Annotated in this window: 26 protein-coding genes; 3 read left to right on the top strand and 23 right to left on the bottom strand. The window is 59.3% G+C overall.

Annotated elements, in window-relative coordinates:
• Positions 1-200: 200 nt before the first annotated feature.
• Complete coding sequence (locus AC5O5R_RS26995) at positions 201-1,073, bottom strand: LysR family transcriptional regulator (protein ID WP_494514877.1); 873 nt, start codon at positions 1,071-1,073, stop codon at positions 201-203.
• A 126-nt stretch (positions 1,074-1,199) separates the two neighbouring features.
• Here AC5O5R_RS26995 and AC5O5R_RS27000 point away from each other — a divergent pair, with 126 nt between their 5' ends.
• Together AC5O5R_RS27000 and AC5O5R_RS27005 are read left to right on the top strand one after the other, a co-directional pair.
• Entirely contained in the window at positions 1,200-1,913 is a 714-nt protein-coding gene (locus AC5O5R_RS27000) for an AzlC family ABC transporter permease (RefSeq protein WP_172227326.1), read from the top strand.
• Positions 1,910-2,230 (top strand): AzlD family protein, encoded by a 321-nt coding sequence (locus AC5O5R_RS27005; RefSeq protein WP_494511875.1) that lies wholly within the window; start codon positions 1,910-1,912, stop codon positions 2,228-2,230. Before AC5O5R_RS27000 ends, AC5O5R_RS27005 begins: the two co-directional genes overlap by 4 nt.
• A 236-nt stretch (positions 2,231-2,466) precedes the next feature.
• Here the strand turns inward: AC5O5R_RS27005 and AC5O5R_RS27010 are convergent, their stop codons facing one another.
• A complete protein-coding gene (locus AC5O5R_RS27010; protein WP_172227322.1) occupies positions 2,467-3,336 on the bottom strand; it encodes a DMT family transporter in 870 nt (289 codons plus the stop codon).
• A gap of 121 nt (positions 3,337-3,457) precedes the next feature.
• On the opposite strand from AC5O5R_RS27010, the gene AC5O5R_RS27015 reads away from it, so the two are divergent.
• Positions 3,458-4,840 (top strand): aminotransferase-like domain-containing protein, encoded by a 1,383-nt coding sequence (locus AC5O5R_RS27015; RefSeq protein WP_494514878.1) that lies wholly within the window; start codon positions 3,458-3,460, stop codon positions 4,838-4,840.
• A gap of 498 nt (positions 4,841-5,338) precedes the next feature.
• On the opposite strand, the gene glmS is transcribed toward AC5O5R_RS27015, so the two are convergent.
• The 21 genes from glmS to rpmH all read right to left on the bottom strand — a co-directional run bounded on the left by glmS (position 5,339) and on the right by rpmH (position 25,611).
• The gene (glmS, locus tag AC5O5R_RS27020) at positions 5,339-7,174 is read right to left on the bottom strand and encodes a glutamine--fructose-6-phosphate transaminase (isomerizing) (RefSeq protein WP_172227318.1); all 1,836 of its coding nucleotides are present in this window, start codon (positions 7,172-7,174) and stop codon (positions 5,339-5,341) included.
• A gap of 2 nt (positions 7,175-7,176) precedes the next feature.
• A complete protein-coding gene (locus AC5O5R_RS27025) occupies positions 7,177-7,953 on the bottom strand; it encodes a DeoR/GlpR family DNA-binding transcription regulator (protein WP_172227316.1) in 777 nt (258 codons plus the stop codon).
• Between the two features lie 175 nt (positions 7,954-8,128).
• Positions 8,129-9,496, bottom strand: coding sequence for a bifunctional UDP-N-acetylglucosamine diphosphorylase/glucosamine-1-phosphate N-acetyltransferase GlmU (glmU, locus tag AC5O5R_RS27030; RefSeq protein WP_494514879.1), 1,368 nt, complete (start codon positions 9,494-9,496; stop codon positions 8,129-8,131).
• 119 nt (positions 9,497-9,615) lie between these two features.
• Positions 9,616-10,035: a F0F1 ATP synthase subunit epsilon gene (locus AC5O5R_RS27035; protein ID WP_041167946.1), complete on the bottom strand. Its 420-nt coding sequence runs from the start codon at positions 10,033-10,035 to the stop codon at positions 9,616-9,618.
• A gap of 43 nt (positions 10,036-10,078) precedes the next feature.
• Positions 10,079-11,455 (bottom strand): F0F1 ATP synthase subunit beta, encoded by a 1,377-nt coding sequence (gene atpD, locus AC5O5R_RS27040; protein WP_043199911.1) that lies wholly within the window; start codon positions 11,453-11,455, stop codon positions 10,079-10,081.
• A 27-nt stretch (positions 11,456-11,482) separates the two neighbouring features.
• Positions 11,483-12,343, bottom strand: a complete 861-nt coding sequence (gene atpG, locus AC5O5R_RS27045) for a F0F1 ATP synthase subunit gamma (RefSeq protein WP_172287441.1) — start codon at positions 12,341-12,343, stop codon at positions 11,483-11,485.
• Between the two features lie 48 nt (positions 12,344-12,391).
• Positions 12,392-13,936, bottom strand: a complete 1,545-nt coding sequence (atpA, locus tag AC5O5R_RS27050) for a F0F1 ATP synthase subunit alpha (RefSeq protein WP_012274911.1) — start codon at positions 13,934-13,936, stop codon at positions 12,392-12,394.
• A gap of 21 nt (positions 13,937-13,957) precedes the next feature.
• Positions 13,958-14,494, bottom strand: coding sequence for a F0F1 ATP synthase subunit delta (locus tag AC5O5R_RS27055; RefSeq protein WP_003253191.1), 537 nt, complete (start codon positions 14,492-14,494; stop codon positions 13,958-13,960).
• Positions 14,495-14,506: 12 nt separating this feature from the next.
• Positions 14,507-14,977, bottom strand: coding sequence for a F0F1 ATP synthase subunit B (locus tag AC5O5R_RS27060; protein WP_172225118.1), 471 nt, complete (start codon positions 14,975-14,977; stop codon positions 14,507-14,509).
• 57 nt (positions 14,978-15,034) lie between these two features.
• The gene (gene atpE / locus AC5O5R_RS27065) at positions 15,035-15,292 is read right to left on the bottom strand and encodes a F0F1 ATP synthase subunit C (protein WP_003097235.1); all 258 of its coding nucleotides are present in this window, start codon (positions 15,290-15,292) and stop codon (positions 15,035-15,037) included.
• Positions 15,293-15,436: 144 nt separating this feature from the next.
• The gene (atpB, locus tag AC5O5R_RS27070) at positions 15,437-16,306 is read right to left on the bottom strand and encodes a F0F1 ATP synthase subunit A (protein ID WP_172225115.1); all 870 of its coding nucleotides are present in this window, start codon (positions 16,304-16,306) and stop codon (positions 15,437-15,439) included.
• 16 nt (positions 16,307-16,322) lie between these two features.
• Positions 16,323-16,730 carry a F0F1 ATP synthase subunit I gene (locus tag AC5O5R_RS27075; RefSeq protein ID WP_172225112.1) on the bottom strand — a complete coding sequence of 136 codons (408 nt, stop codon included), beginning with the start codon at positions 16,728-16,730 and terminating at the stop codon, positions 16,323-16,325.
• Positions 16,731-16,878: 148 nt separating this feature from the next.
• Positions 16,879-17,751 (bottom strand): ParB/RepB/Spo0J family partition protein, encoded by an 873-nt coding sequence (locus tag AC5O5R_RS27080; RefSeq protein ID WP_172225109.1) that lies wholly within the window; start codon positions 17,749-17,751, stop codon positions 16,879-16,881.
• A 9-nt stretch (positions 17,752-17,760) separates the two neighbouring features.
• Positions 17,761-18,552: a ParA family protein gene (locus AC5O5R_RS27085; protein ID WP_012274913.1), complete on the bottom strand. Its 792-nt coding sequence runs from the start codon at positions 18,550-18,552 to the stop codon at positions 17,761-17,763.
• 18 nt (positions 18,553-18,570) lie between these two features.
• Positions 18,571-19,221, bottom strand: coding sequence for a 16S rRNA (guanine(527)-N(7))-methyltransferase RsmG (rsmG, locus tag AC5O5R_RS27090; RefSeq protein WP_172225106.1), 651 nt, complete (start codon positions 19,219-19,221; stop codon positions 18,571-18,573).
• The gene (mnmG, locus tag AC5O5R_RS27095; RefSeq protein WP_172225103.1) at positions 19,218-21,110 is read right to left on the bottom strand and encodes a tRNA uridine-5-carboxymethylaminomethyl(34) synthesis enzyme MnmG; all 1,893 of its coding nucleotides are present in this window, start codon (positions 21,108-21,110) and stop codon (positions 19,218-19,220) included. The genes rsmG and mnmG overlap by 4 nt, the downstream gene beginning before the upstream one ends.
• A 566-nt stretch (positions 21,111-21,676) precedes the next feature.
• Entirely contained in the window at positions 21,677-23,047 is a 1,371-nt protein-coding gene (mnmE, locus tag AC5O5R_RS27100) for a tRNA uridine-5-carboxymethylaminomethyl(34) synthesis GTPase MnmE (RefSeq protein WP_494514880.1), read from the bottom strand.
• A gap of 88 nt (positions 23,048-23,135) precedes the next feature.
• A complete protein-coding gene (gene yidC / locus AC5O5R_RS27105; RefSeq protein ID WP_172225097.1) occupies positions 23,136-24,818 on the bottom strand; it encodes a membrane protein insertase YidC in 1,683 nt (560 codons plus the stop codon).
• Between the two features lie 2 nt (positions 24,819-24,820).
• Positions 24,821-25,066 carry a membrane protein insertion efficiency factor YidD gene (gene yidD / locus AC5O5R_RS27110; RefSeq protein WP_172225094.1) on the bottom strand — a complete coding sequence of 82 codons (246 nt, stop codon included), beginning with the start codon at positions 25,064-25,066 and terminating at the stop codon, positions 24,821-24,823.
• Positions 25,059-25,463 (bottom strand): ribonuclease P protein component, encoded by a 405-nt coding sequence (gene rnpA / locus AC5O5R_RS27115; protein ID WP_172225124.1) that lies wholly within the window; start codon positions 25,461-25,463, stop codon positions 25,059-25,061. Before rnpA ends, yidD begins: the two co-directional genes overlap by 8 nt.
• A 13-nt stretch (positions 25,464-25,476) precedes the next feature.
• Complete coding sequence (gene rpmH, locus AC5O5R_RS27120) at positions 25,477-25,611, bottom strand: 50S ribosomal protein L34 (RefSeq protein ID WP_003253163.1); 135 nt, start codon at positions 25,609-25,611, stop codon at positions 25,477-25,479.
• Positions 25,612-26,209 lie beyond the last annotated feature (598 nt).

The following is a 26,209-nucleotide window of genomic DNA, read 5'->3' on the forward strand; positions in this document are numbered from 1 at the left end:
AAATCAGATTGATTTCCCATTGTGGGAACATGGCTTCGCCCCGTTCCCAGACTTGAACTGTGAGCCGGTGGGCCAGTTTAAACCATGGGATATAAGCCCCTTAGGCAAGCCACGAGTCTCGCTGCTGTCACGTCCTGTGCCCTAATGCTGGCAGCAGCTGGTCGGCTTAAGTACCGGCGGGGCGCTGCGCTTTTGAGTCTCTATTCGATACAAAGTGGATCGCGCAAAGCCCGCATGACCTCATCGTACATCGCATCCACAGCTCGAGAGCCCATTGAATCCCGGCTACGCATCAACACAACTTGAATCACCGGCAGCTCAGGCAACCCTTGCCGGGTATCCACCATCTTCAAGCTCGGTGGAAGGCTGCACCGGGTTAGTACCGCAATCGCCATGCCGCTTTGCGCGGCAGCGATCTGACCACAGACATTCGGGCTGTTATAGACGACACGGTACTCACGCTGCTGAGCGTCAAGCGCTGCCAGGATCTCGCTACGCAGGCGTCCGCCCAGTTCATGCACAGCAATAGGCAGGGGACTGCACTTCCAGATTTCGTGCTGCTCGGCCGCCCCCCATACCAGTGCCTCCTTGAACAACAGTTCTCCCCGCGAAGGTGCATCACGCGTGACCAGCGCCAGGTCGATCTCACCTCGATCAACCTTTGCCAGCAGCGCGGTAGACTCCTCGCACACCAACGTGACTTCGACCTCGCTGAAACGCGTAGCAAAGTGCCTGAGCACCGGCACCAGATAGGGCACGGCGTAGTCATCTGGAACGCCGAACGTCACTCGACCGGAAAGTGCCCCGCCATGCATCGCCAGCACCAGCGTTGAGTGGGATGCCAATAACTTGCGCGCGTGGCCCAACAGGTCGAAGCCAGCTGGCGTCAAGGACAGTTGCCGAGGCTCGCGGTTGAGCAGCGGGCGACCGATGCTGTCCTCAAGTTTCTTCAGCTGCATGCTAACGGCTGATTGCGAGCGCGATACCTGCCGCGCCGCCGCAGTCATCGAACCAGTATCGACCACTGCGACAAAAGTCCGCAGCCAGTCAATTTGCAGATCCTTGGAGTGCATAGCCAATCTTAAGCCATTCGACAATCGAATGGCCTTTATAACACTTATTCGCTTTTCTTGAGCGGGAGGAAGTCCTCAGAATGGCGCCTGAACAGCGGTACAAACCTGCGGTGGTGATGAGGTGTAATGGTGTTGAGTGTCGATGCAAGCTCGGTGGAGCTGAATAGAAACAAGATATGGAACGGCTTCAAACAACTGCTGCCCATCTCCATGTTCGTGATGGTGTTTGCCATCGCCTTCGGCCTAGCCGCCGCGCAAACAGGCCTGAGCGAAGCATCAACACTGCTGATGAGCAGTTTGGTTTTTGCCGGCGCTGCGCAATTTGCCGTACTCGACCTGTGGGGGCAGCACGTTCCGGTGGTGCCATTGATCGTAACGGTGTTCGCGATCAATGCCCGGCACCTGTTGATGGGCGCGACGCTGTATCCGTGGTTGCGCGAGCTGCCACGCGCCAAGCGCTATGGGGTGATGATGGTGGTTTCGGACGCCAACTGGGCGATGTCGATGCAGGCGTTCAGTAACGGCAAGGCCGGCATGGGTCTGCTGTTCGGTGGCGGCCTTGCGCTTTGGTCGGCCTGGACGCTTGGTAGTTGGCTGGGGCTGAAATTTGGCACGGTCATCCAGGACCCGGTCAGCCTGGGCCTGGACATGGTCATGGGCTGTTTCCTGCTGGCAATGGTGCTCGGCGGCCAGAAGAACCCACGCATGCTGATCATCTGGAGTGTGGCAGCCGCTGCATCGTTAATCGCGTATACATATCTGCCTGAAAACAGCCACGTCGTCACCGGAGCCTTGGCTGGTGGCCTGCTCGGCGCCGTTTGGACGGAGAAAAAAGCATGAGCATTGATATCTCGGGATTCGGCACGCTGTACATCATTCTGATCATGGCTGTGGTCACTCTTGTGACCCGCTGGGGTGGGGTGTTCGTGATGTCGTTCGTCCCAATCAACTACAGGGTGCAGCAATTCATAAATGCCATGTCGGGCTCAGTGTTGGTAGCGGTGCTGACACCGCTGGCGGTCACGGGGGATAACGGGGCACGTGTTGCCTTGTTGACGACCGCGATCGTGATGCTCGCGCTGCGCAAGCCACTTCCCGCAATCACCGCAGGGTTATTGATGGCGGCGCTGTTCAGGCAGTTCCACGTTTTCATTTAGTCTGTATTGAATCTTCACGCCGGTTCAATCTGCCTCTCCATGAATCCGACTCAACGTGAAAATTGAACAGTGAATCGCCCCTGGTTTCATAGACACCCTGAAGCCTCAATGAGGCCCAAATGGAGGTGCCATGATCCCTCAGCATTAGTGGTGAATATCCGCTATCGACCCATAGCTGCCCCGAAGGGCAGCAATCGGGCAGAAGCGGGTACTCGTCACCCGCTGGAGCCCTTGCGCTATTGGGCATATTTCCTGGCCCCGTAAACGCAGATCACCGCACACAACGTCACCACAAGCATGGTCCAGCTGACGTGCTCATGCAGCAGCAACGCTGCCAGCCCAAGCCCCATGAACGGCTGAAAGAGTTGCAGCTGGCTCACCGCCGCGACACCACCCTGGACGAGCCCCCGGTACCAGAACACAAAGCCGATCAGCATGCTGAACAGTGAAACGTAGCCCAGGCCGAGCCACCCAGGGGCACTTACCCTGGCGAACTCATCGGGGGCCGGAAGATTGACCACGGTCATCAGCAGCATCAACGGCAACGCAACCAGCAACGCCCAACTGATCACCTGCCAGCCCCCCAATGTCCGCGCCAGGCGCGCCCCTTCGGCATAACCCAAGCCACAGACCAGCACCGCCGCCAACATCAGCAGATCGCCCAGCGCCGACCCTTCGCCTGCGTTCATCCACGCATAGCCTGCCACCAGCCCGGCACCTGCCAGCGAAAACAGCCAGAACAAGGGCCGAGGCCGTTCACCACCGCGCAGCACGGCGAACCCTGCGGTACACAATGGCAAGAGCCCGACAAAAACAATGGAATGGGCCGAGGTGATGTGCTGCAGGGCCAGTGCGGTCAGTAGCGGGAAACCAATGACCACGCCGAGCGCGGTGATGGCCAAGGGCGACAGATCACCCCGCCTTGGCCGCGGCTGGCGCAGCACGATCAGAAAAAGCGCACCCAGCAGGGCGGCAATGGTGGCCCTGGCGCAGGTCAGGAACGTCGGTTCGAAATCGGCCACTGCCACTCGGGTTGCAGGCAGCGAGCCGGCAAAGATGGCGACGCCTATCAAGCCGTTGATCCACCCGCTTGTTGATTTTTTCATCGGTACGCCCTCGGTAAGCCAAGGGCCAGTACATCACCGACAGACCAGCCCGGGCCATGTACAATCCAGTACGCTTTTGCCGAACTGTTATGTATATGACTCCAGCACAGTTGAGGATGTGATGAAACGCAACGGAACCCGGATTCACGCTGTGATGGGTGAGGTCCAGTCGCGTATAGCCTCCCGAACCTACACCCCAGGGGCGAGAATCCCCTCGGTCCGCGCCATGGCCCAGGCCATGCAGGTGTCGGTGTCCACAGTGCTTGAGGCCTATGAAAGGCTGATGGCAGAAGGAGTACTCAATTCTCGCCCCGGCTCCGGCTTTTACGTAGCAGGGCCGGTGGCGCCGTTGGTGCTCACCGAACTCGGCCCCAGGCTTGATCGTGAAGTGGACCCGTTGTGGATCTCGCGCCAGTCACTTGTAACCGCCAGCGATGCCTTGAAACCGGGGTGTGGCTGGCTGCCCGCATCCTGGATGTACGAAGCGGGCATGCGCAAAGCGCTGCGAACCGTTGCCCGCGCCGAGACGCTGAAACTGACGGATTACGCCTCACCGCTCGGGCAACCGCCTCTGAGGCAATTCCTGTCAAGAAAGCTGGCCGGCGCCGGCATCGAAGCTCCGGTTGAACAGATCATGCTAACGGACTCCGGCACCCATGCCATCGACCTGATCTGCCGTTTTTTGCTGGAGCCGGGGGACACCGTGCTGGTCGACGACCCGTGCTATTTCAATTTTCACGCCCTGCTCAAAGCCCACCGGGTGAACATCGTAGGCATTCCCTACACAGCGACGGGCCCGGACATCGAGGCGTTTGGCGCGGCCCTGCTAGCGCATGCGCCGCGGTTGTACATCACTAATGCAGGCGTCCACAACCCGACCGGGGCCACCCTGTCTGCGGTCACCGCACACCGACTGCTGAAACTGGCCGACAGTTCCAGCCTGGTAATCGTGGAGGACGACATCTTCGCCGATTTCGAAAATACGCCCGCGCCACGGCTGTCGGCCTTCGATGGCCTCGCTCGGGTCATCCACATAGGCAGTTTTTCCAAAACCATCTCCGCTTCGATTCGCTGCGGCTACCTCGCGGCTCGCAGTGACTGGATCGAGAGCCTGGTCGATCTCAAGATCGCCACCACCTTCGGCGGTGGTCGCTTGGCAGCAGACATCATCCATCAGGCGATTACCGACGGCGGGTACAGAAAGCACATGGAGGGTGTTCGCCTCAGGCTGGCCGAGAGTATGGACAGCACGGTCGCCAGGCTTCGCGCCATTGGCATCACGCCCTGGATGACGCCGCGCTCAGGAATGTACGTCTGGTGCCAACTCCCGCAGGGCACGGATGCCGCAGCGCTGGCCCGGGCTTGCTTGCATGAAGGAGTGCTGCTGGCGCCGGGCAATGCGTTCAGCCAGTCCATGACGGCCGGTGATTTTCTGCGTTTCAACGTTGCCCAATCGGGTGATGCGAAAATCTACGAGGTGTTGAAACGGGCGTTGAATGCTTAGTGGCCACCGGGTCATGTATGGCGGGATCGACATCGACCTGTACGAGGGGCATGACCCCGTGCACCAGCCTCGACAACCAGAACACAACGCCGATGGCTCATCTTACGGTCATATCCCGCTGCGCTGTTCGACATCGAGCAGCACAACAGCGCTGCGGCCGTCGGTACCGAGCCCTGCGGCCACCCGATGGCTGCTGCAAGCCTTCTGACTTCGGCCGTCTTTATTACATGACGGCTACGCAGGGCTTCGAAGATCTCTGCGTAGGGCTCGGCCCAATAGAGCAGCAGGTTCCTTCTCACGTATGACGGAAGAGTTTCATCAGGCAGAATCGAGAGGGGCATGTGAAAACGCCAGTACCAGGTAGGGAGGGGTCACGCCGGGAGGCTGGTGAAGCCGCCCGATGAAGGGAAGCAATAGCCTCCCCTCCACCGGCGACAGTTTTAATTGTTCAACGACAGCTTTAATTCAACAAAACCAAAAACGCCCCCGGCTCTCGCCTTACTCGACAGTAACCGACTTGGCCAGGTTACGCGGCTGATCCACGTCGGTGCCTTTCAGCACAGCGACGTAGTAAGACAGCAGCTGCAACGGAATGGTGTACAGGATCGGCGCCAGGGCATCGGCGATGTGCGGCACCTTGATCACGTGCGTACCTTCACCATTGGTCATACCAGCGTGCTCGTCGGCAAACACTACCAACTCGCCACCACGGGCACGTACTTCCTGCAGGTTGGATTTCAGCTTTTCCAGCAGTTCGTTGTTCGGGGCCACGGTAACCACCGGCATGTCGTTATCCACCAGTGCCAGCGGGCCATGCTTCAGCTCGCCTGCCGGGTAGGCTTCGGCGTGGATGTAGGAGATTTCCTTGAGCTTGAGCGCACCCTCCATCGCGACCGGGTACTGCGCACCACGGCCAAGGAACAGGGTGTGGTGCTTGTCGGCAAACAGCTCGGCAATTTTCTCGACGGTGGCGTCCATGGCCAGGGCTTCGCCCAGACGGGTCGGCAGGCGGCGCAGTTCTTCCACCAGCTCGGCTTCGACGCCGGCATCCAGGGTACCGCGCACCCGGCCAAGGGCCAGCGTCAGCAGCATCAGCGAAACCAGCTGGGTGGTGAAGGCTTTGGTGGAAGCCACGCCGATTTCCGGGCCGGCCAGGGTCAGCAGGGTCAGGTCCGACTCACGTACCAACGAGCTGATGCCCACGTTGCAGATTGCCAGGCTGCCCAGGAAACCCAGCTCCTTGGCGTTACGCAAAGCGGCCAGGGTGTCGGCGGTTTCGCCGGACTGCGAGATGGAGACGAACAGGGTGTCCGGCTGCACCACCACCTTGCGGTAGCGGAACTCGCTGGCTACCTCGACCTGGCATGGGATACCCGCCAGGCTTTCCAGCCAGTAGCGAGCTACCATGCCCGCGTGGTAGCTGGTGCCGCACGCAACGATCTGTACATTCCGTACCTTGCCAAACAGCTCGGCGGCCTGCGGTCCGAAGGCCTGGACCAAGACGTGGTCAGTGCCCAGACGGCCTTCCAGGGTGCGCTGCACCACGCTTGGCTGCTCATGGATTTCCTTGAGCATGAAGTGACGGTAAGTGCCCTTGTCAGCAGCTTCGGCACCTTCGTGGTACTGCACGGTTTCGCGCTGAACCTTGTCGCCCTGCACGTCCCAGATGGAAACCTGGTCACGGCGGATTTCGGCGATGTCGCCTTCTTCCAGGTACATGAAGCGGTCGGTGACCTGGCGCAGGGCCAGTTGGTCGGAGGCCAGGAAGTTCTCGCCCAGGCCCAGGCCGATGACCAGCGGGCTGCCGCTGCGGGCTGCAACAAGGCGGTCAGGCTGCTTGGCGCTGATCAGCGCCAGGCCGTAGGCACCATGCAGGCGCTTGACCGCAGCCTTCAGGGCATCGGTCAGGTCAGGGATGGTTTTCAGGGTGTGGTGAATCAGGTGGACGATCACTTCGGTATCGGTCTGCGAGGTGAAGGCGTAGCCCAGCGCCTTCAGCTCTTCGCGCAGCTCCTCGTGGTTCTCGATGATGCCATTGTGCACAACGGCCACTTCACTCGCCGAGAAGTGCGGGTGTGCATTGCCTTCGGTTGGCGCACCGTGGGTAGCCCAACGGGTGTGGGCGATGCCCAGCTGGCCTGCCAACGGGTCTGCTGCAACAGCTGCTTCCAGCTCGCTGACCTTGCCGATGCGGCGGCGGCGCTGCAGTTCACCGTTCTGGGTGAGCACTGCCAGGCCAGCGCTGTCGTACCCGCGGTACTCGAGACGCTTGAGGCCTTCGATCAGGATGGCTGTGATATTACGCTCGGCGACGGCGCCAACGATTCCACACATGTTTATTGCTCCTGGCTGATCGCGGCGCAGATCAGGTTGACGCCACGGGCTTGAATTTGTTCGCGTGCCGCTGCGGGCAGGCGTTCGTCTGTAATCAGAGTGTGCACGCTGCTCCACGGCAGCTCGAGGTTGGGGATCTTGCGCCCTACCTTGTCGGACTCCACCATCACGATCACTTCACGGGCTACCTCGGCCATGACCCGACTGAGCCCAAGCAGCTCGTTGAAGGTGGTGGTACCGCGGCCGAGGTCGATGCCATCGGCACCGATGAACAGCTGGTCGAAATCGTAAGAGCGTAATACCTGCTCGGCCACCTGGCCCTGGAACGACTCGGAATGCGGGTCCCAGGTACCGCCGGTCATCAGCAGCACCGGTTCGTGTTCCAGGTCGCAGATGGCACGGGCCACGTTAAGCGAATTGGTCATCACCACCAGGCCGGGCTGGCGCCCCAGCTCCGGGATCATGGCCGCCGTGGTACTGCCGCTGTCGATGATGATCCGTGCATGTTCGCGGATGCGCCCGACAGCTGCCCGGGCGATGGCCTTTTTATAGGAAGAGACAGGCTGAGCGGGCTCACCGAGCAGCTCTTGCGGGACAGGCACCGCACCACCATAGCGCCTCAGCAGCAGGCCGTTGGTTTCCAGGGCGGCGAGGTCTTTGCGGATGGTCACTTCCGACGTTTCGAAACGCTTGGCCAACGCGTCCACGCTCACCTCGCCCTGCTCGCTGAGCAAAGCCAGAATGTTGTGCCGTCGTTGTGGGGTGTTTCGTTTCGACATGAGCGCTTAAGTTTCGTTTCGAAAGATAATGGTTGCAATCAAAACCTAAGATGAGCGTTTCGTCAAGCTGTGGATAAATCTTTCAGCTGCTCGGAATTACACCAGGAATCTCTACCCACAAAAAAGCCGACCTATTCTCATAGGTCGGCTTTGAGTAGAAACAGCTGTGTATAACTCAGCTCTTCTTGAGCTTCTCCGGCCGCTTCCAGCCTTCGATATTGCGCTGGCGCGCACGACCTACAGCCAACTCCCCGGCTTTCACTGTCTGGGTGATGGTCGAACCGGCAGCGGTAGTCGCCCCCGCCTGGATATCCACAGGCGCCACCAGGGAATTGTTCGAGCCGATGAACACATCTTCGCCCATCACGGTCTTGAACTTGTTGGCACCATCGTAATTGCAGGTGATGGTGCCGGCACCGATATTGGTGCGCGCACCGATTTCTGCATCGCCCAGATAGCTCAGGTGACCAGCCTTGGCCCCCTCACCCAGGTGCGCATTCTTCAGTTCGACAAAGTTACCCACATGGGCCTTGGCGTCCAGTACGCTGCCCGGGCGCAAGCGGGCGAACGGCCCCGCATCGCTGCCCTCGCCCATCACCGCGCCTTCGAGGTGGCTGTTGGCCTTGACCACCGCCCCTTTGCGCAGGGTGGTGTTCTTGATCACGCAGTTAGGGCCGATCTGGACACCGTCCTCGATGACCACTTTGCCTTCGAGGATAACGTTGATGTCGATCAGCACATCGCGACCAACGGTGACTTCACCGCGCACATCGAAGCGTGCAGGGTCGCGCAGGGTGACACCTTGCGCCATCAGTCGACGGCCTTCGCGCAGCTGGTAATGGCGCTCCAGCTCGGAAAGCTGGCGCCGGTCATTGGCGCCCTGCACTTCCATCGCATCATGTGGCTGCTCGGTGGCAACCACCAGGCCATCGGCTACAGCCATGGCAATGATGTCAGTCAGGTAATACTCGCCCTGGGCATTGTTGTTCGACAGGCGACTCATCCAATCGGCAAGGCGTGCGGCCGGGAGGGCGAGAATACCGGTGTTGCCTTCCTTGATGGCTTTCTGCGCGTCGGTGGCGTCCTTGTGCTCGACGATTGCAGTCACCATGCCTTGCTCGTCACGGACGATACGGCCATAACCGGTCGGGTCATCGAGGGTCACCGTGAGCAGGCCCAGCTGCTTGTCGTTGGCCTTGGCCAGCAGACGCTGCAGTGTTTCCACTTCAATCAACGGCACATCGCCGTACAGTACCAGCACGGTGTCCGCGGAGATTGCCGGCAGCGCCTGGGCAACTGCGTGGCCGGTGCCCAGCTGCTTGTCCTGCATGACGAAATTCAGGTCGTCAGCAGTCAGGCGCTCGCGAACCAGCTCGGCACCGTGGCCAATCACCACATGAATACCTTGCGGCTGCAGTTGGCGCGCGCTGTGGATAACATGGCCAAGCATCGAGTTGCCGGCTACCGGATGCAGCACTTTGGGCAGCGCCGAACGCATGCGAGTGCCTTGGCCGGCGGCGAGAATAACGATATCGAGTGACATTACTGGCTACCAATCCTGGGCGGTCAGTGAAATGACCGGGGGGAAAACGGAAAAAGAAAAAGGGTAGCCGAGGCTACCCTTTTACTCAATCACAACAGCAGTCATCAGCCCTGGGCCGATTACTTGCCTTTGCGCATTTGCTGGACAGTACGCAGCTGGGCTGCGGCCTCGGCCAGACGTGCGGCGGCGGCGCTGTAGTCGAAGTCCGCACCTTTCAGATTCAGGGCGTTCTCGGCAGCCTTGAGGGCTTCCTGAGCCTGCGCTTCATCCAGGTCTGCAGCACGTTGCACGGTATCGGCAAGCACCTTGACCATGTTCGGCTGAACCTCGAGGAAACCACCAGAGATGTAGAACACCTCTTGGGCGCCACCCTGCTTGGTCAGCGTGATCGGACCTGGCTTCAGATTGGTGATCAGCGGCGCGTGGCCTGGAGCGATACCAAGATCACCCAGGTTACCGTGCGCAACCACCATCTCGACCAGACCGGAGAAAATTTCTCCTTCCGCGCTGACGATATCGCAATGGACTGTCATAGCCATCTGCTTGCCTCAACCTGATAGCGCCCCTTGCGGGGCGCAGGAATTACAGTTTCTTGGCTTTCTCGATCGCTTCGTCGATGCTGCCGACCATGTAGAACGCTTGTTCTGGCAGGTGGTCGTAGTCACCTTTGAGGATGCCGCTGAAGCCAGCGATGGTGTCTTTCAGGGAAACGTACTTGCCTGGCGAACCGGTGAAGACTTCGGCCACGAAGAACGGCTGCGACAGGAAGCGCTGGATCTTACGAGCGCGGGCTACCAGTTGCTTGTCGGTCTCGGACAGTTCGTCCATACCCAGGATCGCAATGATGTCCTTCAGCTCTTTATAGCGCTGCAGAACATACTGAACGCCACGAGCGGTGTCGTAGTGCTCATTGCCGATCACGTTCGGGTCCAGCTGGCGCGAAGTCGAGTCCAGTGGATCGACCGCTGGGTAGATACCCAGGGAGGCGATGTCACGAGACAGAACGACGGTGGCGTCCAAGTGGGCGAAGGTGGTCGCTGGCGACGGGTCGGTCAAGTCGTCCGCAGGAACGTATACGGCCTGAACGGAGGTGATCGAACCTTCCTTGGTGGAGGTGATGCGCTCTTGCAGAACGCCCATCTCTTCAGCCAGGGTCGGCTGGTAACCTACTGCCGAAGGCATACGGCCCAGCAGTGCGGATACTTCGGTACCGGCCAGGGTGTAACGATAGATGTTGTCGACGAACAGCAGAACGTCGTTACCTTCGTCACGGAACTTCTCGGCCATGGTCAGGCCGGTCAGCGCTACGCGCAGACGGTTTCCTGGTGGCTCGTTCATCTGACCGTAGACCAGCGCTACCTTGTCGAGAACGTTGGAGTCCTTCATCTCGTGGTAGAAGTCGTTACCCTCACGAGTACGCTCACCCACACCAGCGAACACGGAGTAACCGCTGTGTTCCATGGCGATGTTACGGATCAGTTCCATCATGTTTACGGTCTTGCCGACACCGGCACCACCGAACAGGCCAACCTTACCACCCTTGGCGAACGGGCAAACCAGGTCGATAACCTTGATGCCGGTTTCCAGCAGGTCGTTGCCGCCTGCCTGGTCAGCGAACGAAGGCGCTGGCTGGTGGATACCGCGACGCTCTTCTTCACCGATCGGGCCGGCTTCGTCGATCGGGTTGCCCAGTACGTCCATGATACGGCCCAGGGTGGCCTTACCAACAGGAACGGAAATGGCAGCACCGGTGTCGACGACATCCAGACCGCGCTTCAGGCCTTCGGTCGAGCCCATGGCAATGGTACGAACCACGCCGTCGCCCAGCTGCTGCTGAACTTCGAGGGTGGTTTCCGCGCCTTGTACTTTCAGCGCGTTGTATACACTCGGTACGCCGTCACGTGGGAATTCCACGTCGATGACGGCGCCGATGATTTGAACGATACGTCCGCTACTCATAGCTGGATCCTCTGAATATGTGAACCGTTAAACCGCGGCAGCGCCGCCGACGATTTCCGAGATCTCCTGGGTGATCGCAGCCTGACGCGCCTTGTTGTAGATCAATTGCAGCTCTTTGATCAAATCACCGGCGTTGTCTGTGGCGTTTTTCATGGCGATCATCCGGGCCGCTTGTTCAGCAGCGTTGTTCTCGACCACCGCCTGGTACACCTGCGACTCCACGTAACGCACCATCAAGCCGTCCAGCAGCTCTTTTGCGTCGGGTTCGTACAGGTAGTCCCAGTGGTGCTTGAGTTCCTGATCCGGGGTTGCCACCAACGGTACCAATTGCTCGACCGTCGGTTGTTGGGTCATGGTGTTGATGAACTTGTTCGAAACCACCGAGAGGCGATCGATACGGCCATCGAGGTAGGCGTCCAGCATCACTTTGACGGAGCCGATCAGATCATTGATCGATGGCTCTTCGCCCAAGTGGCTGATCGCGGCTACGACGTTGCCGCCAAAGATGCGGAAGAAAGTCGCACCCTTGCTGCCGATCACGCACAGGTCGATTTCAACGCCCTGTTCGCGGTTTGCGCTCATGTCCTTGACCAAGGCCTTGAACAGGTTGGTATTCAAGCCACCGCACAGACCACGGTCACTGCTCACCACGATATAACCGGCGCGCTTTACAGGGCGCTCGATCATGAATGGGTGGCGGTATTCCGGGTTGGCGTTGGCCAGATGACCGATCACCTGGCGGATACGCTCCGCGTAAGGACGGCTAGCAGCCATGCGCATTTGTGCCCTGCGCATCTTGCTGACCGCCACTTTCTCCATGGCGCTGGTAATTTTTTGCGTGCTTTTGATGCTCGCAATCTTACTGCGAATCTCTTTTGCGCCTGCCATGTATCACCTATCAGGTTAGCAAGCGGGGGCCAGGGCCCCCGCTGCGGCTTACCAGGTCTGGGTGGCCTTGAACTTCTCGATGCCGGCTTTCAGGCCTGCGTCGATTTCGTCGTTGAAGTCACCCTTCACGTTGATCTTCGCCATCAGTTCAGCGTGATCACGGTTGAAGAAGGCGATCAGTGCTTGCTCGAAGCTGCCGATCTTGGAGACTTCTACGTCAGTCAGGAAGCCACGCTCAGCGGCGTACAGCGACAGGGCCATGTCCGCGATGGACATCGGCGCGTACTGCTTCTGCTTCATCAGCTCGGTAACGCGCTGACCATGCTCCAGCTGCTTGCGGGTCGCTTCGTCCAGATCGGAAGCGAACTGGGCGAATGCAGCCAGCTCACGGTACTGAGCCAGAGCGGTACGAATACCACCGGACAGCTTCTTGATGATCTTGGTCTGAGCGGCACCACCTACGCGGGATACCGAAACACCGGCGTTCACTGCAGGGCGGATGCCCGAGTTGAACATGGCCGATTCCAGGAAGATCTGACCGTCGGTGATGGAAATCACGTTGGTCGGAACGAACGCGGAAACGTCGCCAGCCTGGGTTTCGATGATCGGCAGAGCGGTCAGGGAACCGGTTTTGCCAGTGACAGCACCGTTGGTGAACTTCTCGACGTACTCTTCCGAAACGCGCGATGCACGCTCCAGCAGACGGGAGTGGAGATAGAACACGTCGCCTGGGTACGCTTCACGTCCTGGTGGACGGCGCAGCAGCAGGGAGATCTGACGGTACGCAACGGCCTGCTTGGACAGGTCATCGTAAACGATCAGCGCGTCTTCACCGCGGTCACGGAAGAACTCGCCCATGGTGCAACCGGCGTATGGCGCCAGGAATTGCAGTGCAGCGGATTCCGAGGCACTGGCAACAACCACGATGGTGTTGGCCAGGGCGCCGTTTTCTTCCAGCTTGCGAACGATGTTGGCAACGGTGGAACGCTTCTGGCCGACAGCAACATAAACGCAGAAAATACCGGAATCTTTCTGGTTGATGATGGCGTCGATGGCCATGGCGGTCTTGCCGATCTGACGGTCGCCAATGATCAGCTCGCGCTGGCCACGGCCGACAGGGATCATGGCGTCGACGGATTTGTAGCCAGTCTGTACAGGCTGGTCTACCGACTTACGCCAGATCACGCCTGGAGCCACTTTCTCGACCGCGTCGGTCTGGGTGTTGCCCAGAGGACCTTTGCCGTCGATCGGGTTACCCAGTGCGTCGACAACGCGGCCCAGCAGTTCCTTACCAACCGGAACTTCCAGGATGCGGCCGGTGCACTTGGCGCTCATGCCTTCGGCGAGGGTGTCATAGGCACCCAGGATCACTGCACCTACGGAGTCTTGCTCCAGGTTCAGGGCCATGCCGTAGACGCCGCCAGGGAACTCGATCATTTCGCCGTACATGACGTCGGCCAGACCGTGGATCCGCACGATACCGTCGGATACCGAAACAACGGTACCTTCGTTACGGGCTTGGGAGCTCACATCGAGGTTGTCGATGCGGCCCTTGATGATTTCACTAATTTCGGAAGGATTGAGTTGCTGCATTGCTCTGCTGCCCCTTCAAACTCAAGATTTCAATGCTTCGGCCAGTTTCGCGATTTTGCCGCGAACAGAGCCATCGATTACCAGGTCACCAGCGCGGATGACGACGCCGCCAATCAGGCTGGCATCCTCCGACGCGTGCAGGCGCACTTCCTGGCCTAGCCGTGCACTGAGAACCTTGGCGAGTTTGTCTTGCTGTTCTTGGTTCAACGCGAAGGCACTGGTGACTTCCACGTCCACGGACTTCTCTTGCTCGGCCTTGTACAGGTCGAACAGAGCGGCAATCTCCGGCAGAAGCAGGAGACGGTCGTTTTCCGCGGCAACATGAATGAAATTCTGTGCCTGTGCATTGAACTTGTCACCGCACACGTCAATGAACGTGGCGGCCTTTTCTGCGCTCGTCAGTCGCGGGGCCTTGAGCAGGCGCTGCATGGTGTCGTCTTGCGACACCGCAGCAGCCAGGCCGAGCATGGCTGACCAATTGGCCAGTTGCTGATGGGCCTGGGCATGCTCAAAGGCAGCCTTAGCGTAAGGTCGGGCCAACGTGGTCAGTTCTGCCATGATCGCCCTCGCTTAAATTTCAGCGGCCAGTTTGTTAACCAGCTCCGCATGCGCGTTTTGATCGATTGTGGCGCCAAGGATCTTTTCAGCACCGCCAACAGCCAGAGCACCCACTTGGGCACGCAGGGCGTCTTTGGCACCGTTCAGTTCCTGTTCGATCTCGGCCAGAGCCTGAGCTTTCACACGGTCAGCTTCGACGCGGGCCTGTTCACGGGCTTCCTCGACAAGCTGAGCAGCGCGTTTCTTGCTTTGCTCAATGATTTCGGCTGCCTGTGCTTTAGCTTCACGCAGTTGCTGGCCCGCTTTCTCTTGGGCCAGCTCCAGGTCGCGAGCTGCGCGGTTGGCAGCGTCCAAACCGTCGGCAATCTTCTTTTGGCGCTCTTGCAGAGCAGTGATGACCGGAGGCCATACATACTTCATGCAGAAGAGTACAAAAATCAGGAAGGCAACGGATTGGCCAATCAGGGTTGCATTAATGTTCACGCCAACACCTCGCTCGGTCTTAATTCATCACAGCCATCAACTCGTGGTTACGAGTGATTAGCCGGCGATCTGACCAACGAACGGATTCGCGAAGGTGAAGAACAGAGCGATACCAACACCGATCATGGTTACGGCGTCGAGCAGACCGGCAACGATGAACATTTTGACCTGCAGCATTGGAACCATTTCTGGCTGGCGAGCAGCGCCTTCCAGGAATTTGCCGCCCAGCAGGCCGAAACCAATGGCGGTACCCAGAGCACCCAGGCCGATCAGCAGAGCAACAGCGATAGCGGTCAGACCAACTACAGTTTCCATCTTTCCTCCCGACTTTTACGTCGTATTGGTTAGGTTTTTAGTTTGAAGCGGTAAAACAAATCGTTAGGTACAGCATGCCCTTGCGGACTTTTTAAGCCCTCCCCCCAAACCGGCGGGGAAGGCTATCAGACACGCCAGGCGGTCTTAATGGTTATCTTCGTGAGCCATCGACAGGTAGACGATGGTAAGCATCATGAAGATGAAAGCTTGCAGGGTGATGATCAGGATGTGGAACACAGCCCACGCCCACTGCAGCACCACGCCCAGGCCGCTGAGCCAGAGCAGGCCGGAGCCGAACATCACCGCGATCAGGATGAACACCAGCTCGCCGGCGTACATGTTGCCGAACAGACGCAGTGCCAGCGAGATCGGCTTGGCGATCAGGGTGACGAATTCCAGCAGGAAGTTGACCGGAATCAGCAGGATCTGCAGGAAGATGTTCTTGCTGCCGAACGGGTGCAGGGTCAGCTCTCCGAGGAAACCGCCCAGGCCCTTGACCTTGATGCTGTAGAAAATGATCAGGGCGAACACGCAGAAGGCCATTGCCAGGGTCGCGTTCGGGTCGGTGGTCGACACGGCGCGGAACGGAATGTGCGGGTCACCGGAAATCAGGATGGCCAGCTGAGGAATCCAGTCGACCGGTATCAGGTCGACGGCGTTCATCAGGAATACCCAGACGAAAATCGTCAGTGCCAGGGGTGCAATCACCGGGCTGCGGCCGTGGAAGGAGTCCTTCACGCTGCCATGGACGAAGTCGACCATCACTTCAACGAAGTTCTGCAGGCCGCCGGGTTGGCCGGAAGTCGCCTTCTTGGCCGCCATGCGGAAGATGAACAGGAAGATCAGACCCAGCGCGACGGACCAACCCAGGGTGTCCACGTGGAACGCCCAGAAGCCCATTGCCTTGGCTTCTGCAGCCGAATGGGCAAAGCCCCAGCTGCCGTCTGGTAATTGACCATAGGTCAGGTTCTGCAAGTGGTGCTGGATATAACCCGAAGCGGTTTCTTCTGCCATGGTTGCCTCAAACGCCCTAAGGTCTCGAAAGTCTTTTATTCATCAGCAGGGGCGCGAACCAGCTGACCCAAAGGGTCAACACGAAGACGCCGAATACTGCTAGCGGCGCCAGTGGCTTCACTCCTGCGAAGGTCAGTGCAAAAAGCACTGCCGTCAAAATCATCTTGCCTGCCTCGCCAGCGTAAAACGACTTGACGATAGCTTGTGCCGCCCGTGCCCCGCTGAAGCGAAAAGCCTTCCAGGCGAAATACACATTGGGCAGCCAGGCAATCAAACCTCCGCAAAGGCCTGAATATCCACTGACCACCCCTTTCCACTGCCACAACACCAATGTTGCCAGCAGCAGTACGACAAATTGAGCCAGCAGTACCGGAAAAACCGCCCAGCGATGGAAAGGCAGGCGGTTTGGCGTGCGGATTTCCATCAACCTGCTCCTCGGAAGTCGACCAACAAGTCAGTTATGACTTGGCATAATTTGTGCCGACAAAATGCGCGCAGAGTATAGGGGTGGATTAACCCCTATTCAACTCTTCGGTAGTGATTTCCGACTGCGCGCTACAACAGGAATTGTTTCAGCGGATGTGAGCAAGCACGCCTTGCAACTCGTCAAGCGAGTTGTAACGGATAACCAACTGGCCTTTACCCTTGTTGCCATGACGGATCTGCACGGCCGAGCCCAGGCGCTCTGCGAGCCGCTGTTCAAGGCGTGCGATATCCGGATCAGGTTTGCTTGGTTCGACCGGATCAGGTTTGTCGCTGAGCCACTGGCGCACCAGTGCCTCGGTCTGGCGCACGGTGAGGCCACGTGCGACAACATGACGCGCCCCCTCCTCCTGACGGCTTTCGTCCAGGCCGAGCAATGCACGTGCGTGGCCCATCTCCAGATCACCGTGGGCGAGCATGGTCTTGATCGCTTCCGGCAGGGTGATCAGGCGCAGCAAGTTGGCCACGGTTACCCGTGACTTGCCCACGGCGTCGGCCACCTGCTGCTGGGTGAGCTCGAACTCCTGCTGCAGGCGCTGCAGCGCCATGGCCTCTTCCAGCGGGTTGAGGTCTTCGCGCTGGATATTCTCGATCAGCGCCATGGCGATGGCAGCCTCGTCGGGCACTTCGCGGACCATGGCCGGGATCGTGTCCAGGCCGGCCTGCTGGGTAGCGCGCCAGCGGCGCTCACCGGCGATGATCTCGTAGCGGTTGTCGCCGATGGGGCGCACCACAATCGGCTGCATCACGCCGTGGCTGCGAATCGAGTGCGCCAGCTCTTCCAGCGCCTGCGGGTCCATGTCCCGTCGTGGCTGGTACTTGCCACGCTGGATCAGCTCGACCGGCAGGTGTTGCAGTTCTTTCTGGTCGATCTTCACAGCCTGCTCTTCGAGCGCGCTGACGGAAGGACCACTGAGCAGTGCATCCAACCCACGTCCGAGACCCCGTTTCTTGACGGCCATACGGATTCCTTAAGTTGTTTGTGCAGTGCGGGATTGACGACGTTGACGGCGGACCAGTTCCCCAGCCAAGGCCAGATACGCCAGCGCGCCACGCGACTGCTTGTCGTAGGCCAGGGCCGGCATGCCGAAGCTGGGGGCCTCGGCCAGGCGGATGTTGCGCGGGATCACCGTGTCGTACAGCTGCGGACCGAAGTGCTCCTTGAGCTGCGCCGAGACATCGTTGTTCAGGCTCAGGCGCGGATCGTACATCGTCCGCAACAAGCCCTCGATCTTCAGCTCCGGGTTCAACCGGGCGGCGATGCGCTTGATGTTATCCACAAGGTCGCTGAGCCCTTCCAGCGCGTAGTACTCGCACTGCATCGGGATGATCACGCCATCGGAAGCGACCAGGGCGTTGAGGGTGAGCATCGACAGCGACGGCGGGCAGTCGATGAGGATGTAGTCGTAGTTCTCGCGGATTGGCGCCAGCGCATTGCGCAGACGGCTTTCCTTGACCTGCATTTCCAGCAACACCACTTCGGCGGCGGTCAGGTCACGGTTGGCCGGCAGCAACTGGAAACCACCGTGTTCGGAGTAATGCATGGCCTGAGCCAGGTCGCATTCCCCGATCAGCAGGTCGTAGACCGAGTGCTCGAGCTCGTGCTTGTCCACACCGCTGCCCATGGTGGCGTTGCCTTGCGGATCGAGGTCGATCAGCAGCACACGACGTTTGGTCGCGGCCAGCGAAGCAGCGAGATTGATACAGGTGGTGGTCTTGCCCACACCACCTTTCTGGTTCGCGATTGCGAATACCTTAGCCATTGATGCGCGTGTTCCCAGTCATGCCTTGCGGCGCAGTATCAGCAGATGGCGCTGGCCCTGGCAACCCGGAACGGTCAGGGCCTGTTCGCTTTCCACTGTGAAGTCTGCGGGCAATGCTACCAGTTCATCGGCAGGATGCAGCCCCTTCATTGCAAGCCATTGCGTCCCGGTGTCGCCCAGATGGCGTGTCCAGTTGGTGAAGTTCTCCATGCTGCTGAAGGCACGGGAAATGATTCCGTCGAACGGTTGCGTCGGTTTGAACGCTTCGACCCGGCTGTGGATAACCGTCAGGTTGTCCAGCTTGAGCTCCATTTTCACCTGGGTCAGGAAGCGGGTTTTCTTGCCGTTGGAGTCCAGCACTGTCACGCGCTTGTGCGGGTGCAGGATAGCCAACGGAATACCGGGCATGCCACCGCCGCTGCCGACATCCAGCCAGTTGTCGCGCTCGCTGTGGATAAACGGCATGACACTGAGGCTGTCGAGCAGATGGCGCGAGACCATCTCGTCCGGGTCGCGCACGGCGGTCAGGTTGTAGGCCTGGTTCCATTTGATCAACAGGGCCAGGTAGCCAAGCAGCTGCTGGTGATTCGCTTCGCTCAGGTCGATACCGAGTTGGTTCGCACCTGTGGACAACTCTTCGGCGTGTTGCGGGGTGACCAGGGAACTCAAGCGCTTTGCTCCAATTCGCGGCCAGCGCCGCGTTTTTTCAAGTGAATCAGCAACAGGGAAATCGCCGCCGGCGTGACGCCCGGGATACGCGATGCCTGGCCCAGCGTCTCTGGGCGGGTCTGGCCGAGCTTGCCCTGGATTTCCTTGGACAGGCCGGAAATCGTCGTGTAGTCGATATCCACAGGCAAGCGGGTGTCTTCACTGGCGCGTAGACGGGCGATCTCGTCCTGCTGACGGTCGATGTAGCCGGCGTACTTGGTCTTGATCTCGACCTGTTCGGCAACCTGTGGATCAATCGGTTCCCCGCCGGTCGCTTGCATCAACCCGGCGTAGTCGATTTCCGGACGGGCCAGCAGGTTGAGCAGGCTGTACTCGTGGCTCAGCGGCGTGCCGAACTTATCCACAATGGCCTGGCCTTGCTCGGTGTTGGGCCGCACCCAGGTAGTTTTCAAGCGCTGTTCCTCACGCTCGATGCCGTCGCGCTTGGCGCAGAAGGCAGCCCAGCGCTGGTCGTCGATCAGGCCCAGTTCACGGCCCTTTTCGGTCAGGCGCAGGTCGGCGTTGTCTTCGCGCAGGATCAGCCGGTACTCGGCTCGCGAGGTGAACATGCGGTACGGCTCCTGGGTACCCAGTGTGATAAGGTCGTCGACCAGCACCCCGATGTACGCCTCGTCGCGGCGTGGGCACCAGCTTTCGCGGCCCTGGGCACGCAACGCAGCGTTGGTCCCGGCCAGCAGGCCTTGGGCCCCGGCCTCTTCGTAACCGGTAGTGCCGTTGATCTGGCCGGCGAAGAACAGGCCGCCGATGACCTTGGTCTCGAGGCTGTACTTGAGGTCACGCGGGTCGAAATAGTCGTACTCGATCGCATAGCCCGGGCGCACGATGTGGGCGTTTTCCATGCCGCGGATCGAACGCACCAGCTCCAGCTGCACGTCGAACGGCAGCGAAGTGGAGATACCGTTCGGGTACAGCTCATGGGTGGTCAGGCCTTCCGGCTCGATGAACACCTGGTGGCTTTCCTTGTCGGCGAAGCGGTGGATCTTGTCTTCGATCGACGGGCAATAGCGTGGCCCGACCCCTTCGATCACACCGGAGTACATCGGCGAACGGTCGAGGTTCGAGGCAATGATCTCGTGGGTGCGGGCGTTGGTGTGGGTAATCCAGCAACTCACCTGCCGCGGGTGCATTTCGGCATTGCCCATGAACGACATCACCGGGATCGGCGTATCGCCGGGCTGCTCGGTCATTACCGAGAAGTCCACCGAACGGCCATCGATGCGTGGCGGGGTACCGGTTTTCAGGCGGCCGACGCGCAGCGGCAGTTCACGCATGCGGTGGGCAAGGGCGATCGAAGGTGGATCGCCGGCGCGGCCGCCTGAGTGGTTTTGCAGACCAATGTGGATAAGGCCGCCGAGGAAAGTACCGGTGGTGAGGACCACCGAGTCGGCGAAGAAACGCAGGCCCATCTGGGTGACCACGCCCTTGACCTGGTCCTGCTCGACGATCAGGTCGTCGCAGGACTGCTGGAATATCCACAGGTTCGGCTGGTTTTCCAGGATCTCGCGCACCACTGCCTTGTAGATGGCGCGGTCGGCCTGTGCTCGGGTGGCGCGTACCGCCGGGCCCTTGCGGTTGTTCAGAACGCGGAACTGGATGCCGCTCTTGTCGGTGGCCAACGCCATGGCACCACCGAGGGCATCGATCTCTTTGACCAGATGGCTTTTGCCAATACCGCCGATGGCGGGGTTGCAGCTCATGTGACCGAGGGTTTCCACGTTATGGGTCAGCAGCAGGGTTTTAACACCCATGCGTGCAGACGCAAGCGCAGCCTCGGTACCGGCATGGCCGCCGCCGATGACGATCACTTCAAAACGGGAAGGGAAATCCACCACGCACCTCGTGCCTGTTTTTGCGAATAGAGAAGGTAAGCCGACAAGTATAGGGACTTCAGCCCCTTTAAAGAAACCGTCTGAGCAAATTTTGACCAGGCTGTGGATGAGTGGCGCACAACAGAAATCAACAGAACAGATTTATAAAAGCTTTGTTTTTATGTTTATTCTTATACACATGCATATCTGTGGATAAAGTCCTGTATCCCTTTATTCTCGCCATGTAGAGAGAAATTAAACCCTGTGGTTGGAGTACCCTGAGGGCTCTGGATAAGCGGATTTAGCCTGTGGATTAAATGGCTATTTATGCACAGGCCGTTTTACCCTCAGAAAAAAAGCCCGCTTATCAACGGGGCTGAGGTAAGGTTTTCCACAGGGCTCCCGCGCTAAAATTCCGGCTTGTGAATAAAAAACGTGCCCGTATAGCGTCCTGTCCAAGGTGATAATCACGCTCGAAGACAGCTCGAGTGACCCGGCGCCGATCGGCCAGGACGGAAAATGGATAAATTTCAGGCAAAAAAAAGCCGCTCCTCCGGGAGCGGCTGATGGTTTTGCGGGGTTGTGGATTACTTACCGATACAAAAACTGGAGAAAATCCGCCCCAGCAGGTCGTCGGAGCTGAATGCCCCGGTAATTTCACCCAAGGCATGTTGTGCCTGGCGCAGGTCCTCGGCCAGCAGCTCGCCAGCGCCCGCCAGGGTCAGTTGTGCACGGCCATGCTCCAGGTGCCCACTGGCCTGGCGCAAGGCGTCCAGATGGCGCCTGCGGGCGCTGAATCCACTCTCTGCAGTCTGTTCGTAGCCCATGCAGGCCTTGAGGTGATCACGCAGTAGCTGCAGCCCTGCGTCGTCCCCTTTGGCGCTGAGGGTAATCGTCACGTGGCCGTCATCGCAGAGTTCCAGCGCTACCTGCTCGCCACTGAGGTCAGCCTTGTTGCGGATCAGCGTGACCTTGGCCGGGTCTGGCCGCTGGTCGAGAAACTCGGGCCACAGGGCAAACGGGTCGCTGGCCTCCGGTGCGGTCGAGTCGACCACCAACAGCACGCGGTCTGCCTCGCCAATGGCCTTCAAGGCGCGTTCCACGCCGATCTTTTCCACATGGTCATCGGTATCGCGCAAACCGGCAGTATCGACCACATGCAGCGGCATGCCGTCGATGTGGATATGTTCGCGCAGGATGTCCCGGGTGGTGCCGGCGATATCGGTCACAATGGCCGCTTCGCGCCCGGCCAACTGGTTCAAGAGACTGGACTTGCCCGCATTCGGCCGGCCGGCGATAACCACGGTCATGCCATCGCGCAACAAGGCGCCCTGCCCGGCCTCGCGCTGGACGGTGGACAACTCGCCGCGCACCGCATCGAGCATCGACAGCACATGGCCATCGGCAAGGAAGTCGATCTCTTCCTCGGGAAAGTCGATCGCAGCCTCGACGTAGATGCGCAGGGCAATCAACGCCTCGGTCAGGCTGTGCACACGTTTCGAGAATTCCCCCTGCAGCGAGCGCAGCGCATTGCGCGCCGCCTGGCTGGAGCTGGCCTCGATCAGGTCGGCAATGGCTTCGGCCTGGGCGAGGTCGAGCTTGTCATTGAGGAACGCGCGTTCGCTGAATTCGCCTGGGCGCGCCAGCCGGCAGCCAACTTGTACACAGCGCTGCAGCAGCATATCCATTACTACCGGGCCGCCGTGGCCCTGCAGTTCCAGCACATCTTCGCCGGTGAACGAGTTAGGCCCGGGGAAGAACAGCGCAATGCCCTCGTCCAGCACAAGCCCTTGCTCGTCGCGGAACGGGCCGTAATGGGCATGGCGCGGGGTAAGCGTACGGCCGGTGATCAACTGGCCCGCGCTGGCAGCCAGAGGGCCGGACAACCTGACTATACCCACCCCGCCGCGGCCCTGAGCGGTTGCGATGGCAGCGATGGTTTCACGCACAGTGTTCATGCTCGAAAGCCTCTACGACAAAAACGACAGATAGCAAAAACGCCCCACTAGGGGGCGTTTTTTATTCACAGGCTAGCGCACTAGCCCGTCAGGCAGCAGCTTTTTTGGTAGCTGCTTCGATACGGCGAGTGATGTACCACTGCTGCGAAATCGACAGGCAGTTGTTCACAACCCAGTACAGCACCAGACCAGCCGGGAACCACAGGAAGAAGAAGGTGAAGATGATAGGCATCATTTTCATCACCTTGGCTTGCATCGGATCCGGCGGCGTCGGGTTCAGGCGCTGCTGGATGAACATGGTGGCGCCCATGATGATCGGCAGGATGAAGAACGGATCCTTGATCGACAGGTCGGTGATCCACAGCATCCATGGGGCCTGGCGCATCTCGACGCTTTCCAGCAGTACCCAGTACAGGGCCAGGAACACCGGCATCTGCACCAGGATCGGCAGGCAGCCGCCCAGCGGGTTGATCTTCTCTTTCTTGTACAGCTCCATCATCGCCTGGGACATCTTCTGGCGATCGTCACCGAAGCGTTCTTTCAGCGCGGCAAGCTTCGGTGCCACGGCACGCATGCGCGCCATCGAACGGTAGCTGGCAGCCGACAGCGGGAAGAACAGGCCTTTGATCAGCATGGTCAGCACGATGATCGACCAGCCCCAGTTACCCAGCAGGCTGTGGATATGTTGCAGCAACCAGAAGATCGGCTGGGCAATAAACCACAGGAAGCCGTAGTCGACGGTCAGTTCCAGGCCTGGGGACAACTCTTTGAGCTTGGACTGGATCTTCGGACCGGCATACAGCATGGCGCTGGTCTCGACCTTGCCACCTGCAGGCACGCTGAGGGCGGGGCCGGTGTAGCCGATGATGTAGTTACCTTGGCTGTCCTTGCGGGTCTGGACAACGTTGTTGTCCGACTTTTCCGGAATCCAGGCGGTCACGAAGTAGTGTTGCAGCCATGCTACCCAGCCGCCGGACACATTTTCTTTCAAACTACCTTTGTCGATGTCCTTCATCGAGACCTTTTTGTAAGGCTCGGAAGCTGTCCACAGGGCTGCGCCCAGGTAGGTTGCGGTACCGGTGGCAGTGCTCGAGGACGGGTCGCCGCTGGCGTCACGCTTGAGCTGGGCAAACATGTTGCCGCTCCAGGCCTGGTTGCTCTGGTTGTCGATCAGGTAGCTGACATTCAGGTCGTATTCACCGCGCTTGAAGCTGAAGCGCTTGATGTAGTTTACGCCGTTGTCACTAAACTTCAGGTCGACCACCAGTTGTTCCTGGCCGTCGGCCAGCTGGTAGCTCTTCTGTTCGGCCGCATACAGCGGGCGGCCGCTGGCGCGGGCATCCGGGCCGTTGGCGCCGGTCAGGCCGCTTTGTGCCAGGTAGACACGCTCACCACCGTTGTCGAACAACTGGAATGGAATGTTCGGGTGGTCTTGACGACGTGGGTATTTCGGCAGGTTCAACTGGACGATGTCACCACCGACTGGATCGATAGCCAGTTCCAGAACGTCGGTCTTGACTCGGATCAGGTCCTTGCTGAGTGCTACCGGTGCCAGTTCGGCAGGGCTCGATTCGGCGTTGGCGCTCGGTACATCGGCGCTGGCACCGTTGTTACCGGCCGGCACGCCATCGGGCAAGCCCGGAGCAACAGTGCTGGCAGCAGTATTCTGAGTCGGCAGGGCAGCCTGGCCGTAGTCATCGTTCCACTTCAGGACCATGACGTAGGACACGACTGCCAGCGCGGCGATCAGGATCGTGCGTTTAATATCCATGATTACTCGGCTATCGAAGAAGTTCGGGAGGAAGGAGCGGGTGGAACGGGGTCGAAACCGCCGTGATTCCACGGATGACAACGCCCCAGGCGACGAACGGCCAGCCACCCACCACGCCAGAGGCCATGGTTTTCGATGGCTTCGTAAGCGTAACAGGAGCAACTGGGGAAGAAACGACAGTGACTGGCCATCAGAGGACTAATGGCATAACGGTAAAACTGGATCGGAACGAGTGCCAGTTTACGCATCTTGGCTGTCTACCCCTGCGGAATTGGCGGTGACTGCTGGTGTTGGCCGGCTGCGCGCCAGGCGTTTCCAGAGCTTGCCAAAATGTTGGTGCAATTCCGGGTTTTCTACCTCACCCAATCCCTTGCGCGCGACGATCACAATGTCCAAACCGGCAAGCAGGTGCTGGTTCAAGCGAAAGGAATCGCGCATCAAGCGCTTGAGGCGATTGCGTTGAACGGCGAGCTTGACGCTCTTCTTGCCGATTACCAGGCCGAGGCGTGGATGATCGAGGCCGTTCTCGCGAGCAAGGATCAGCAGGTTTTTCCCTGGAACCTTGCCGGTTGGGGAGTCGAAGACCGCTTTGAAATGTCGGGGTGTAAGCAGTCGCTTTTCCCGACTGAAGTCCTGACTCACCACCTGTGCCGAAAAATCAAATGGCCAGACGCTTACGGCCTTTGGCACGACGACGCGACAGAACAGCACGGCCGTTCTTGGTAGCCATACGGGCACGGAAGCCGTGGGTGCGAGCGCGCTTGATGGTGCTTGGTTGGAAAGTACGTTTCATGGCGTGTTACCTGGGTTTGTCGACGACGGGCCGGGATGGCCCCCTTTTTAAGAGACCGGCGATTCTAGAGAAAGCAAGCCCGTAGGTCAATTTCCAACCAGCCTTTCCCTATAGGGCGTGTGATGGACGGTGCTTTTTCTCGGTCCTTGCCCAGGGTGCTTGATTGGACACGCGAATCAGGGACAACATGAGAAAAAAAGAAGAGAGATATAAAAAGCTTTTCTGAATAACTTATAAATCTTACGTGGATAACCTTCTGTGGATAACCTCTTTCAGGTCACGGTTTACGTGGTGTACAGAGTTTTACAACTGTGTGGCCATCCGGTGCTGCGCCTGTTCCGTTCATGGGCGCAACCTGTGGATTAAAACGGGCTTTATCCACAGTGGTTTTATCCACAGAGCTCGGCTCGGGGTTGTGCATAGCCCTCATGGGTGGTTATCCACAGAGCTTATGCACAATGCCGATAAGCCGTTTTCGTCGATAAATGGCTGTTTTGTCATGACTGCTAACGTGTCCACATGTGGATAACTGACGGCTCGACCGGTACAATGGCGGTTTGTTTTTGCCTCATCCGGCTTTCAAACTCAGGGGATATCC

This window comes from Pseudomonas sp. 8_5_2, from assembly GCF_059295255.1.